Consider the following 12,889-nt stretch of genomic DNA (forward strand, 5'->3'; position numbering starts at 1 on the left):
CGGGACCAGCCTCGTTTGCGGCCGAAGGCAAAATTAGCGTAGTCTAGATCTTCGGTGCTTACGCCAACACTTGGGTTATGACCTTGAGGAACAGTTCACCCGTATTACGGGCAGGACTTTTCCGCAGGATAGCTCATGGGTTCCCCCGGGGAATCCACCGGCGTTGAGGCACAGCGTGAGCCGGTCCAAGCATTTGGGCCCCAGGTTCCGCACGCAAATCTAGTAATAAACGTCGAGAGAAGTGAGTTCCCCAGTGGTGTACGCGATTGTCCGCGCAGGCGGCCGCCAAGAGAAGGTTTCCGTTGGAGACTTCGTTACCCTGAACCGCGTCCCCGGTGGAGCCGGCAGCACCTTTGAGTTGCCCGCACTGCTCCTGGTGGACGGTGACAAGGTCACGTCTGCAGCCAAGGACCTGGCCAAGGTAACGGTTACGGCTGAGATCCTCGAAGACCTCCGTGGTCCGAAGATCGTCATCCAGAAGTTCAAGAACAAGACCGGTTACAAGAAGCGCCAGGGTCACCGTCAGGAACTGACCAAGGTCAAGATCACCGGTATCAAGTAACTAACGTTACTGTTCAGGTTTTCAGCAGATTCCCCAGAATTTTAAAGGCAGGCATTTCAAATGGCACATAAAAAAGGCGCGAGCTCCACTCGCAACGGTCGTGACTCCAACGCCCAGTACCTCGGCGTCAAGCGCTTCGGCGGCCAGGTAGTTTCCGCAGGCGAGATCATCGTCCGCCAGCGTGGCACCCACTTCCACCCGGGCGCCGGCGTTGGCCGCGGCGGCGACGACACCCTGTTCGCACTGACCCCCGGCGCTGTCGAGTTCGGCACCCGCCGTGGTCGTCGCGTTGTGAACATCGTGGCTGCTGCAGCTGCAGAGTAACAACAAGTTCTAAATCGGTGGGGCGGACCAGTAGGTCCGCTCCACCGGTGTTTTAACCGCATTACAATCATCTTGGGCCCCTTGCGGGCCCGAGGAACAGCACTGAGGAGATCCACGTGGCGAGCTTTGTAGACCGGGTAGTACTGCACGTATCCGGCGGTACCGGCGGCCATGGCTGTGTCTCCGTCCACCGCGAGAAGTTCAAGCCCCTCGGCGGTCCCGACGGCGGCAACGGCGGCAACGGCGGCGATGTCATCCTGCGCGTGGATCCCCAGACCACCACCCTGCTCGACTACCACCACGCCCCGCACCGGCACGCCACCAACGGCGGCCCCGGCATGGGTGACTGGCGCGGCGGCAAGAACGGCGAGACCCTGGTCCTGCCCGTACCCGAGGGCACGGTCGTCAAGAGCAAGGACGGCACCGTCCTGGCCGACATGGTGGGCGAAGGCACCGAGTACGTCGCCGCTGCCGGCGGCATCGGCGGCCTCGGCAACGCCTCGCTGTCCTCGCAGAAGCGCCGGGCCCCCGGCTTTGCGCTGCTGGGCATCGAGGGCGAATCCAGCGACATCGTCCTGGAGCTGAAGTCCATCGCGGACATCGCCCTGGTCGGCTTCCCGTCCGCCGGCAAGTCCAGCCTGATCGCCGCGATGTCCGCCGCGCGGCCCAAGATTGCCGACTACCCGTTCACCACCCTGATCCCCAACCTCGGCGTCGTCCAGGCCGGCGACGTGCGCTTCACCATCGCCGACGTCCCGGGCCTGATCGAAGGCGCCAGCGAAGGCAAGGGCCTGGGCCATCACTTCCTGCGCCACGTCGAACGCTGCGCCGCGCTCGTGCACGTGCTGGACTGCGGCACGCTGGAATCGGACCGTGACCCGCTCTCGGACCTCGCCGTGATCGAAGCCGAGCTCGAAAAGTACGCCGTGGACATGAGCTACGCCGGCACCGACGGTGAAGTCGTGCCGCTGAACCACCGCCCCCGCCTGATCGCCCTGAACAAGGTCGACCTGCCGGACGGCAAGGACATGGCCGAGTTCGTCCGCCCGGAACTCGAAAAGCGCGGCTACAAGGTCTTCGAAATCTCCGCCACGAGCCACGAGGGACTCCGCCAGCTGGGCTTCGCCATGGCCGAGATCGTCAAGGCCGCCCGCGACGCCGTGGCCGCCACGCCGCCGAAGGTCCAGGCCCCCGTGCTGCGCCCGCGCGCCGTCAACGAGAGCGGGTTCACGATCCGCCGCGAGGAAAAGAACCTGGAGCCGCTGTTCCGCGTGCTCGGCGAGAAGCCCGTGCGCTGGGTCAAGCAGACCGACTTCACCAACGAGGAAGCCATCGGCTACCTCGCTGACCGCCTCGCTAAGCTCGGCGTCGAGAACGAACTGTTCAAGCAGGGCGCCAAGCCCGGCGACATGGTGGTCATCGGCGAGGACGACGGCGTCGTCTTCGACTGGGAGCCGACCATGATGGCCGGCGCCGAACTGCTGGCCTCCCCGCGCGGCACCGACGTGCGCTTCGCGGACATCGGCGACCGCCCCACCCGTGGCCAGAAGCGCGACGAGCAGCAGGAACGCCGCGACGCGAAGGCCGCCGCCCGGGCCGAGCTGGAGGCCGAGCGCAAGGCCGGCATCTGGACCGAATCGGTCAGTGCCCGCCGCGCCCCGCAGCCGCTCAAGGAGAGTGGACTCGGCGAAGCCGATGACGAGTAACGCCGTCGCCGTGCCCGGAGCGGCGGCGGTCCCCAGCCGCACCCTGCTCTCCGGCGCCCGCCGAATCGTGGTCAAGGTCGGGTCTTCCTCGCTGACGTCCATCAAGGGCGGCATCGCCGAGGAAGCCCTGAGCGACCTAGCCGACGCCCTCGCGCACAAGCGCAACGCGGGCACCGAGATCATCCTGGTCTCCTCCGGGGCGATCGCCGCCGGGCTGGCACCGCTGGGGCTCGAAAAGCGCCCACGCGACCTCGCCACCCAGCAGGCCGCCGCGAGCGTGGGCCAGGGCCTGTTGATGGCCCGCTACACCCACGCCTTCGGCGCACACGGCGTCACGGTGAGCCAGGTGCTGCTGACCGCGGACGATTTCATGCGCCGCAGCCAGCACACCAACGCCTTCCGCGCCCTGGACCGGCTGCTGAACCTTGGCGTCGTCCCCGTGGTCAACGAAAACGACACTGTCGCGACCCACGAGATCCGCTTCGGCGACAACGACCGGCTCGCGGCCCTCGTGGCGCACCTGGTCCGTGCCGACGCCCTCGTGCTCCTCTCCGACGTCGATTCGCTCTACGACGGGCCGCCCTCGCACGGCGCCAAGCGGATTGCCCACGTCTCCGGCCCGCACGACCTCGAAGGCATTTCGATCGGCAGCACCGGCAAGGCCGGAGTCGGCACCGGCGGAATGGTCACCAAGGTCGAGGCCGCATCCATCGCCGCCGGCTCCGGGATCAGCGCCCTCGTGACCTCCACCGCGAACGCCGCTGCCGCGCTGGCGGGGGAGGACGTGGGAACCTGGTTCTCCGTCAACGGCGCCCGCAAGCCGATCCGGCTGCTCTGGCTTGCCCACCTGGCATCCGTGCAAGGCACTTTGGTACTCGACGACGGCGCCGTCCGCGCCGTGCGCGACCGCCACACCTCGCTGCTGCCCGCCGGGATTACCGCCGTGCACGGGGACTTCGAAGCCGGCGACGCCGTGGAGATGGTCGGCACCGACGGGACCGTGATCGCCCGCGGCCTGGTGAACTACGGGGCCGCCGAGCTGCCCCAGATGCTCGGCCGCTCCACCCGTGAACTCGGCAAGACGCTGGGCCGCGGCTATGACCGTGAAGTTGTTCATGTTGACGACTTGGTGCTGGTCTGAGCTGCCGCCTCGCCTAAACTTGGAGCATGACTGAGGCCCTGACTTCGCACCCCGACCTGCCGGTTCACGACGCGCACTCCGGGGGCCTGCCGCCGGCCGCAACGGACGTCGAAGCCGCCGTGCACGCCGTCGCAGACCGCTCCCGGACCGCCTCCCGCCGGATGGCCCGCGCCAACCGGGCCTGGAAGGACCGGGGGCTGCGCGCCATCGGCGCCGCACTGCTGGAGCACAAGGACCGGATCCTGGCCGCCAACGCCACGGACGTCGCCGCCGGCCGGGCCAATGGCACCTCCGCGGCGCTGCTGGACCGCCTCACCCTCAACGAAACCCGGGTGCAGGGCCTGGCCGCCGCACTGGAAAACCTCGCCAACCTGCCCGACCCGGTGGGCAACGTGGTGCGCGGCCAAACCCTCCCGAACGGGTTGCGCCTGCGCCAGGTCAACGTGCCGATGGGCGTGGTTGCCGCGATCTACGAGGCGCGTCCCAACGTCACGGTGGACATTGCCGGACTGGCCCTCAAGAGCGGCAACGCCGTAATCCTGCGGGGCGGAAGTGCCGCAGCCGCCACCAACGAGGCCCTTGTCGGCATCCTCCGCGAGGCGCTGGAGTCCGTGGGCCTGCCGGCGGACGCCGTCCAGAGCGTTGACCAGTACGGCCGCGACGGGGCAAACGTCCTGATGCGTGCCCGCGGCCGTGTCGACGTGCTCATTCCCCGCGGCGGACGCGAGCTGATCCAGACCGTGGTGACGAACTCCTCGGTGCCGGTCATCGAAACCGGCGAAGGCAACGTGCACATCTTCCTCGACGCCTCCGCGGACGAGGAGATGGCCGTCGAGATCCTGCTCAACGCCAAGACCCAGCGGCCCAGCGTGTGCAACACCGTGGAGACGCTGCTGGTCCATTCCGCTTCCACCGTGCTGCCCGCCGTCGCCGCCGCCCTGCGCGCCGCCGGCGTGACTCTGCACACAGACGACCGGATCCGCGCCGCGCTCCCGGCCGCAGTGGAGTCCGTGCCGGCCACCGAGGTGGATTGGGCTACCGAATACATGGACCTGGACCTGGCGGTGGCCATGGTGGACAGCCTCGACGAGGCCGTGGAACACATCCGCACCTGGTCCACCGGGCATACCGAGGCGATCCTCACAAACGACCTCGCCAATGCCGAGCGCTTCATCGCGGAAGTGGACTCGGCTGCGGTAATCGTGAACGCCTCAACGCGGTTCACCGACGGCGGGGAGCTGGGCCTCGGCGCCGAAGTGGGCATTTCGACGCAAAAGCTGCATGCCCGCGGTCCGATGGGGCTGACCGAGCTCACCACCACGAAGTGGATCGTGCAGGGCGAAGGCCAGGTCCGGGCCTAGCAACGCGGTAACATGGAACAGAAGCCAGGAACGGCGGGGACCTCCGTCGTCGCAAAACCGCAATTAATTTGTGAAGTCACTAGGGGAGAACATGCTGTTGCAGCAGATCACCACGTCCATCGCCGCAGCCGTTGAACATGAGGAGCTCGCGCCGCTCATTGCGCCGCCGTTCGTCATTGGCGGCTCCATGTTCGTGATCCTGCTGGTCCTGATGTTCATCACGCTGTCCTACGGCAACCTCGGCAAGCGCCACGAAGCCGTCGAGGAGCACGCGGATCCGCACCGCCAGCACCCGAACAAGCACGACCACGGCCAGGGCCACTAATATTTCCGCCAAAGTGAAGCAGCACGGCGCGAAGCGCCGCCTGCGGCTGGGTGTGATGGGTGGCACGTTTGATCCGATCCATCATGGTCACCTCGTCGCGGCCAGTGAGGTCGCGGCGAAGTTCGGCCTCGACGAGGTGGTGTTCGTTCCCACCGGCCAGCCTTGGCAGAAGAGCAGCAAGAAGGTCAGCGAGGCCGAGCACCGGTACCTGATGACGGTCATCGCCACGGCCTCGAACCCCCGGTTCACGGTGAGCCGGGTCGACGTCGACCGCCCGGGTCCCACCTACACCATTGACACCCTGCGCGACCTGCGCACGCTGCGGCCGGACGCCGATCTGTTCTTCATCACCGGCGCGGACGCGCTGGCCCAGATCCTGTCCTGGAAAGACATTGACGAACTGTGGTCCTTGGCGCACTTCGTCGGTGTGACCCGCCCCGGGCACGTGCTGGACGGCATGGGCCGCGATGATGTCAGCCTGCTCGAGGTCCCGGCCATGGCGATCTCCTCCACGGACTGCCGGGCACGCGTCGCCGCGGGAAACCCTGTCTGGTACCTCGTGCCGGACGGCGTGGTCCAGTACATCGCCAAGTACGACCTGTACGACGGCCAGCCCGATCCCGGGCCGGATTTCCGGGAATCCCGGGCTGCCCTCGAAATAAACCAAACCGCCAGCACCGAATGAGCCTTCAATGAGTCAGGAACAGCCTCCCATCCGCAGCCGCCGCGAATTGCGCCAGGCCAGGGATGAACGCCAGGAAGTGAACCCCGGCGCCGGTACCGCGGGTGCTGGCGCGGATCAGGCTGCCCGGAATCAGGACGGCGGGGGTTCCGGCTCCCGGCAGGCCGGCGCGGGTCCCTCCTTCTCCGGACGTCCCGAGGAACCGACAGAGGCCGAGACCACCGGCCGCCGCCGCGTCCCAGGCCCGGTGGATTCCGTCCGGACTACTTCCGCCGCCGAACGGTCCTCCCAGATCCGCGCCCGCGACCGTGCCGCGCTGCGGACCATCAAGGAACTTGCGGAAAAAGAGGGGCAGCTTTCGCCCGGCGGTGCGCCCACGCGCCGCCAGCTCCGGCTCCAGCAGCTTGCCGAGGAGACCGCACCTGCCACCTCGGCCAATCCGATCGTGCCGATGCCCAGCCCGCGAACCCGCTCGCACCCGGCAGTGGGAGCGGCTGCCAAGCCGCCGGCCGGCGCGGAAACGTCCGCTGACGCGGTCCCGACGCCGGCGGAGGCTGCCGCCGCCCCGAACCAGGGCGACGGCGAGCCCGGTCCCGGCCGCGGCGGAAAGCCGCCGGAGGGAATGAGCGTCGAGCAGGCCCTCGCCGCGCGCGAACTGCTCGCCGAGCAGGCCCGCAACCAGATGGCGAAGATGGAGCACATTGCCGCCACCGATCCGGACGCCGTCGATCCGGAGATTCTGGCCGAGCAGATTGCCCTCGCCGAGCGGGCGGCGGTGCTCAACCGCCGCGCGGCCGCGAAGCAAAAGCTGGCCGAGCAGAACAACCGGCCCGCCCAGCCGCGCAGCGAACAGCCTAAGAACGATCCCTCGACCGCCAGCAACCTCGCCATGGTGACGCCGCTGGAATTTGTCGAGGTCCCCGGCGTGGAGCGGCCAGTAATGAAGCGCCCTGCCACGTCGTATGTCCCGCTGGTCACCAACTCCAGCCCGAAGGTCCAGCCTCCACGCACCTCGCGCCGTCCCGGCCAGGCCCGCAAGCGGGATGCCGCTCCGGTCAACGGCCGCTCCGGTGTCCTGGCACGCGCGGAGGCGGCCGCGCAGGCCGCACAGGTCCGCCGCCCGGCTGCGGCAGCCGCCCCCGAAAATCCCAGTGCCCCGGCGGTGGAGGAAGATTTTGCGGCACGTCCGCCGGTCGCTGCCAACGCCGCCTACGGCCTCGATCCGCTCGACGCGGCCACGGCCGGATTGGGCCGGGCGCGGCGTCTGCGAGCCCTTCAGCTCGGCGTTCTGGCCCTCGGCGTGCTGGCGCTGATTGCCGGCATCATCCTGATCGTCACCGGACTGGCGCACTAGCCGCTCCGCCGCGGCGGCGCCGGGCTGCTTCGGTAGCCTTCCGGTCCCAGCAGCGGTTCCAGCACACAGCTTTTCATTCCAACAGCTTTCGACATTCAATGCTTTTACATTCAACAAGGAGTCCCGTGACTGCAACCGATTCATCCATCGCCACAGCCCGCCACGCAGCCCGTGCTGCCGCGGAAAAATTGGCCGAGGACATTGTGGCCCTCGACGTCAGCGAGCGGCTTGCCCTCGCCGACGTCTTCCTGATCGCCTCGGCACCGTCGGAGCGACAGGTCAACGCGATCGTCGACGGCATCGAGGATGAACTGTCCAAGTTCGACCTCAAGCCCGTGCGCCGCGAAGGACGCTCCGGCGGACGCTGGGTGCTGCTGGACTACGCCGACGTCGTCATCCACGTCCAGCACGAGGAAGACCGCGTGTTCTACGCCCTGGAGCGCCTCTGGAAGGACTGCCCCGTCGTGGACCTCCAGCTCGGTGACGACGCCTCGGCGAAGGCCACTGCCGCCACCGAATCCGAGTAGGCGGCGCGGCAGCCAGCAGCGCAAAACCCTGAATATGCCCGATTTGGAATTTTCAGAAGTGCTGATCTAAGATATTTGAGTTGCTTCGGAGAGAACGAAGTCGGAGCAGCGAAAATTCGGGGCTGTGGCGCAGCTGGTAGCGCACCTGCATGGCATGCAGGGGGTCAGGGGTTCGAGTCCCCTCAGCTCCACCGGATAATCCGCCGGAATCGAAAGATTCCGGCGGATTTTTTTGTGCCCTCCCCGCCCGGAGGCGTGCGTACAGCGGTCCGGCCCGACACGCCGCACGCCGATTAGCGTCGGCGGCAAATGTAGATTAAGCTAATCAGGTTGCTTGATCGAACCGGCTCTTTGAAGGTCCCGGTCAGCGGCAGTTTCGGGGCTGTGGCGCAGCTGGTAGCGCACCTGCATGGCATGCAGGGGGTCAGGGGTTCGAGTCCCCTCAGCTCCACCGAACGAGGTCCCGCTCTCTGAGCGGGGCCTCGCTTAGTTAACGCTCAATTAGGATGGGGACCGTGAACGACTCCCTGCCGCCGTGCCCCGAATGCTCCAGTACATACAGCTACGAGCTGGGTGCCCTGCTGGTCTGCCCCGAATGCGGCCATGAGTGGTCCGCTGCTGCCGATGCGGCGGAGGCCGAAGCCGGTGCCCGGGCCGCGCGAGTCATCAAGGACGCGGTGGGCAACGTGCTGGCCGATGGTGACACCGTAACGGTCATCAAGGACCTGAAAATCAAGGGCAGCTCCACTGTCATCAAGGTCGGGACCAAAGTACGCGGAATCCGCCTCATGGACGGCGTTGGAGACCATGACATCGACTGCAAGGTCGACGGCGTCGGACCCATGCAACTCAAGTCCAGCGTCGTCAAGAAGAGCTAAGCGGGGGACCCGCCATTCCTGAACCGCGTCCGGGCCAACCGGAAGCGCCCGTAATCTCCGCCGACGTCGTGGTCATCGGTGCCGGCCAAGCGGGGCTGTCCGCCGCCTACCATCTGCAGCGCCGCGGCTTCGTCCCGGGCGGCGTCCCGGCCGGCGTCTCCGGCAACGCCGGTGCGGACAGCGCCGCCGACCCGCTGAGCTATGTGGTGCTCGACGCCGAGGACGGCCCCGGCGGCGCCTGGCGGCACCGTTGGAAAAGCCTGCTGATGGACACCGTCAACGGCATCAGCGACCTCCCCGGCATCGCGCAGCCGCAGGTGGACCCGCAGGAGCCCAGTTCGAGTTTCCTGAGCCGCTACTTCGGCGGCTACGAATCCCGGCTGGGCCTGGCCATCGAACGGCCCGTGAAGGTCCACGCCGTCACCCGCGAGGACAGCAACCCGGCCGGACGCCTGCGCATCACGACCTCCCGCGGCACCTGGTCCGCCCGGGCCCTGATCAACGCCACCGGCACCTGGACGCGCCCGTTCTGGCCCATCTATCCGGGCCAGGCCAGTTTCCGCGGCAGGCAGCTGCACGTCGCGGACTACGTGTCCGCGGAGGAATTCCGCGGCCAGCACGTGATCGTGGTGGGCGGCGGCATTTCCGCCGTCGGACTGCTCGACGAGATCTCCAAGGTCACCGGCACCACCTGGTTCACCCGGCGGGAGCCGGTCTGGCGCGACGCCGCTCTCGACCGGCAGGCAGGCCACGACGCCGTCGCCCTGGTCGAGGAGAGGGTCCGGCAGGGGCTGCCGCCGCAGAGCGTCGTCGCCGCGACCGGACTGATCTGGACACCGGCCCTGCGCGCCGCCGCGGACCGCGGCGTGCTCAAGCGACACCCCATGTTCACCGGCATTGAACCAGGGGGAGTGCGGATGGCGGACGGCAGCTTCCGGTCCGCCGACGTCATCCTCTGGGCAACGGGCTTCCGCGCCGAGCTGGAACATCTCGCGCCCCTGCACCTGCGCGGACCCGGCGGCGGCATCGCGATGGACGGCACCCGGGTCGCCGCGGAGCCCCGGGTGCACCTCGTCGGCTACGGGCCGTCGTCCTCCACCATCGGGGCCAACCGCGCCGGCCGGGCCGCCGTGGCAGGGATCGTCAAACTGCTGGCCGGTTCGGGATAACGTAAAGCGGTGCCCGTTACCAACAATCTTGAATCCCTCTTCCCCCGGCTCCGGAGGTTCCCCGACGTCGAGGCCGCCAACCTGCAGGCCTGGGACGCCACCGACCGTTTGTTGCTGGACACCGCCGCCGAACTGCGGGCCGCCGGCCAGGTGGCATCCGGCGGCAGGATCGCCGTCGTGGGGGACCGCTACGGTGCACTGACCCTCGGTGTGCTCGCGCTGGGGTGGCACGACGCCGGCCCGGTCCGGGTGCACGAAGACCTGATCACGGGCGAACGCGCGCTGCGGCATAACGCCGCCGCCACGGGGCTCACCGAGGGGTTCGAGCAGCTCCCGCTGGCCGACGCCGTGGAGGGCGCCGCCCTGGTCCTGCTCCAGCTGCCGCGGTCCCTGGCCGAGCTGGAGGAGATCGCCGACGCCGTCGCGCGGTACGCCGCACCCGGGGTGGTGCTGCTCGCCGGCGGCCGGGTCAAGCACATGAGCCTGGGCATGAACGCTGTGCTGGAGCGCTACTTCGGGGAGGTGCAGCCGCAGCTGGCGCGGCAAAAATCACGGATCCTGCTGGCCCGGGCCGCGAAAGCAATGGACGGGCCACCGCCGTTCCCCGTCTCTGAGCGGAACACCGGGCTGGAGCTCACGGTCTGCGCCCGCGGCGCCGTGTTCGCCGGCACCGGGCTGGACATCGGAACCCGCTTCCTGCTGGATTTCCTGCCGGAGATCCCCGGCGTCCGGCACGCCGTCGACCTCGGCTGCGGCACCGGCATCCTGGCCGCACTGTACGCCCGCAGCCATCCGGAGGCCCGGGTCACCGCCACCGACCGGTCCGCGGCGGCCGTCGATTCCGCCCGGGCGACGGCCCGCGCCAACGGCCTGGACCGCCGGATCGAGGTCCTGCAGGACGACGCCATGAGCACCCTGCCGGACGGATGCGCCGAGCTGGTCCTGCTCAACCCGCCCTTCCATCTCGGCGCCGCGGTGCACGCCGGAGCCGGGATCAAACTGATCGAAGCCGCGGCCCGGGTCCTGGCCCCCGGCGGTGAACTCTGGACGGTGTTCAACAGCCATCTTCACTACCAGCCCGCGCTGGAACGGCTGGTCGGCCGCACCCGGGAGGTGGGCCGCAATCCGAAATTTACCGTCACCGCGAGTGTCCGCAGGCCACGGCCGTAGGAGCCCGCGCCGGTAATGGTAGGCCGTTCGGGCGAAATCTGACCGACTGTGACGGCCGAAGGTGGGGGCGTGGGGCCGCGGGTAACGTACGATTCTGACATCAGCAGTGCTTGGCCGAAGACGTTTAGAGGTATCAGTGACTGAGATCCGAACACCCTCGCCGCGGCGCGGAACGAACCTCCCACGGATGGGGGATTTCAACCTCACGGTTATCCTGGATGCGATCCGGCGCGCCCCGGGCGGCCTTAGCCGGGTGGAACTCGCGCAGCTCGTCGGACTCTCGCCGCAGACCATCTCCAACATCTCCCGCCGGCTGCTGGACCAGAACCTGATCGTCGAGGCGGGCAAGGAGGGTACCGGTCCCGGAAAGCCGCGGACCATGCTTCGCCTGAACGCCGCTGGCATGTATGCCGTCGGCGTCCATCTGGATCCCGCCGTGACGACGTTCGTGGTGCTCGACCTCGTGGGGGCCGTGGTCAAGCACTCCCGGATCAAAACCCCGTCCGGCGCCGATCCCGGTGCCGTCATTGACACCATCGCCGCCGAAATCAAGCAGCTGATCTCGGATTCCGGTGTCGACCCCGCCAAGATCGCCGGCCTCGGCGTCGCGTCGCCCGGCCCCATCGACCTCAACGAGGGCACGGTGGTGGACCCGCCGCTCCTGCTCGGCTGGGACCGCGTCCCGTTGCGGGATGCCCTCGTAGAAGCCACGGGACTGTCCACCCTTGTGGACAAGGACGTCACCAGCGCGGCGGTTGCGGAAACGTGGGCCGGGGGTCCCAGCGGGGCCGGGAGTTTCATCTTTATGTACATGGGCACCGGGATCGGCTGCGGAATCGTCCTCAACGACGAGGTGGTGCGTGGGACGTCCGGAAACGCCGGCGAAATCGGGCACATTGTGGTGGACCCGGACGGCGCCCTGTGCGACTGCGGGCTGCGCGGCTGCGTGAAGTCCACGGCCATACCCCAGGTGCTCGTGGCCCGGGCCGAAGAAGCCGGGGTGCTCGATGGACCGCGCGGGAGTAACAGCGGTCCTGCCGTCCAGGAACGGTTCGCCCAGCTCTGTGCCCAGGCGTACGGGGGCGACAAAAAGGCCGCAGAGATTATCGACAGCTCCGCCGTGCTTGTGGCCCGGGCAGTGTCCGTGATCACCAACACCCTGGACGTGGACCGGGTCGTCTTCGGGGGACCGTTCTGGAGCTGTCTCTCGGAGACGTACCTGAACCTGGTCCCTGACCTTGTGGCGGAAAACAGCGCCACCCGCAAAATCCACGGGATCGAAGTGGTGGGCACGGGCGTGGGCGAGGATGTGGGTGCCATCGGTGCCGCCTGCCTGGTTCTTGAGCACACCCTGGCGCCGCGCTCGCAGCGCCTCCTGCTGGAGCGCTAGCCGGGAGCTTCCTCTCCAGTGCCGGGAACGGAATCCGTCAGTCGATGTCCTCGATGACGGTCCCGAACGGGATGGTGTCATCAAGATGCGCCTGGTGGTCGTGCGGGTGCACCACCACCCGGACCCCGTGCAACTTGTCAGCCGCCGACTGCATCAGGATCGGGCGGACGGTGTTGATGACGCTCTCGCTCTTGCCGGCGAGATACTCCTGGTAACTGGCTGGAAGCTGGATCATGCCCTCAGGATAGACCTGCGCCGCGGACATGGGGAGGGCCGATAGGGCCCCGGTTCCGGGACAAC

The 12,889-nt window shown here is 68.1% G+C and carries 14 protein-coding genes and 2 tRNA genes; 15 read left to right on the top strand and 1 reads right to left on the bottom strand.

Annotation, left to right across the window (positions count from 1 at the left end):
• Positions 1-253: 253 nt before the first annotated feature.
• From rplU to AC1DH3_RS04915, 15 genes are all read left to right on the top strand, one after another.
• Positions 254-562 carry a 50S ribosomal protein L21 gene (rplU, locus tag AC1DH3_RS04845; protein WP_175321083.1) on the top strand — a complete coding sequence of 103 codons (309 nt, stop codon included), beginning with the start codon at positions 254-256 and terminating at the stop codon, positions 560-562.
• A 60-nt stretch (positions 563-622) separates the two neighbouring features.
• The gene (rpmA, locus tag AC1DH3_RS04850; protein ID WP_009372867.1) at positions 623-886 is read left to right on the top strand and encodes a 50S ribosomal protein L27; all 264 of its coding nucleotides are present in this window, start codon (positions 623-625) and stop codon (positions 884-886) included.
• Between the two features lie 116 nt (positions 887-1,002).
• Entirely contained in the window at positions 1,003-2,592 is a 1,590-nt protein-coding gene (obgE, locus tag AC1DH3_RS04855; RefSeq protein WP_441417575.1) for a GTPase ObgE, read from the top strand.
• Complete coding sequence (gene proB / locus AC1DH3_RS04860) at positions 2,582-3,733, top strand: glutamate 5-kinase (RefSeq protein ID WP_476908714.1); 1,152 nt, start codon at positions 2,582-2,584, stop codon at positions 3,731-3,733. The genes obgE and proB overlap by 11 nt, the downstream gene beginning before the upstream one ends.
• Positions 3,734-3,759: 26 nt before the next feature.
• Complete coding sequence (locus AC1DH3_RS04865; protein WP_476908715.1) at positions 3,760-5,094, top strand: glutamate-5-semialdehyde dehydrogenase; 1,335 nt, start codon at positions 3,760-3,762, stop codon at positions 5,092-5,094.
• A gap of 91 nt (positions 5,095-5,185) precedes the next feature.
• Positions 5,186-5,419 carry a hypothetical protein gene (locus AC1DH3_RS04870; RefSeq protein ID WP_175320924.1) on the top strand — a complete coding sequence of 78 codons (234 nt, stop codon included), beginning with the start codon at positions 5,186-5,188 and terminating at the stop codon, positions 5,417-5,419.
• A 13-nt stretch (positions 5,420-5,432) separates the two neighbouring features.
• Complete coding sequence (gene nadD / locus AC1DH3_RS04875) at positions 5,433-6,104, top strand: nicotinate-nucleotide adenylyltransferase (protein WP_441417578.1); 672 nt, start codon at positions 5,433-5,435, stop codon at positions 6,102-6,104.
• A 7-nt stretch (positions 6,105-6,111) separates the two neighbouring features.
• Positions 6,112-7,455, top strand: coding sequence for a hypothetical protein (locus AC1DH3_RS04880; RefSeq protein ID WP_476908716.1), 1,344 nt, complete (start codon positions 6,112-6,114; stop codon positions 7,453-7,455).
• Positions 7,456-7,580: 125 nt separating this feature from the next.
• Positions 7,581-7,982: a ribosome silencing factor gene (gene rsfS, locus AC1DH3_RS04885; protein ID WP_441417580.1), complete on the top strand. Its 402-nt coding sequence runs from the start codon at positions 7,581-7,583 to the stop codon at positions 7,980-7,982.
• Positions 7,983-8,100: 118 nt separating this feature from the next.
• Positions 8,101-8,173 (top strand) — tRNA-Ala (locus AC1DH3_RS04890).
• Between the two features lie 187 nt (positions 8,174-8,360).
• Positions 8,361-8,433 (top strand) — tRNA-Ala (locus tag AC1DH3_RS04895).
• A 64-nt stretch (positions 8,434-8,497) separates the two neighbouring features.
• A complete protein-coding gene (locus AC1DH3_RS04900; RefSeq protein WP_441417581.1) occupies positions 8,498-8,860 on the top strand; it encodes a zinc ribbon domain-containing protein YjdM in 363 nt (120 codons plus the stop codon).
• Positions 8,861-8,928: 68 nt separating this feature from the next.
• The gene (locus AC1DH3_RS04905; protein WP_441417582.1) at positions 8,929-10,029 is read left to right on the top strand and encodes an NAD(P)-binding domain-containing protein; all 1,101 of its coding nucleotides are present in this window, start codon (positions 8,929-8,931) and stop codon (positions 10,027-10,029) included.
• A gap of 9 nt (positions 10,030-10,038) precedes the next feature.
• On the top strand, positions 10,039-11,199 hold the full coding sequence (locus AC1DH3_RS04910; protein WP_441417583.1) for a class I SAM-dependent methyltransferase: 1,161 nt from the start codon (positions 10,039-10,041) through the stop codon (positions 11,197-11,199).
• A gap of 187 nt (positions 11,200-11,386) precedes the next feature.
• Positions 11,387-12,589, top strand: coding sequence for an ROK family transcriptional regulator (locus tag AC1DH3_RS04915; protein WP_441417584.1), 1,203 nt, complete (start codon positions 11,387-11,389; stop codon positions 12,587-12,589).
• A 37-nt stretch (positions 12,590-12,626) separates the two neighbouring features.
• Here AC1DH3_RS04915 and AC1DH3_RS04920 read toward each other — a convergent pair whose 3' ends face one another.
• Positions 12,627-12,824, bottom strand: coding sequence for a hypothetical protein (locus AC1DH3_RS04920; protein ID WP_249777074.1), 198 nt, complete (start codon positions 12,822-12,824; stop codon positions 12,627-12,629).
• Positions 12,825-12,889: the final 65 nt, after the last annotated feature.

The sequence above is a fragment of the Arthrobacter sp. 05L428 genome, assembly GCF_056397665.1.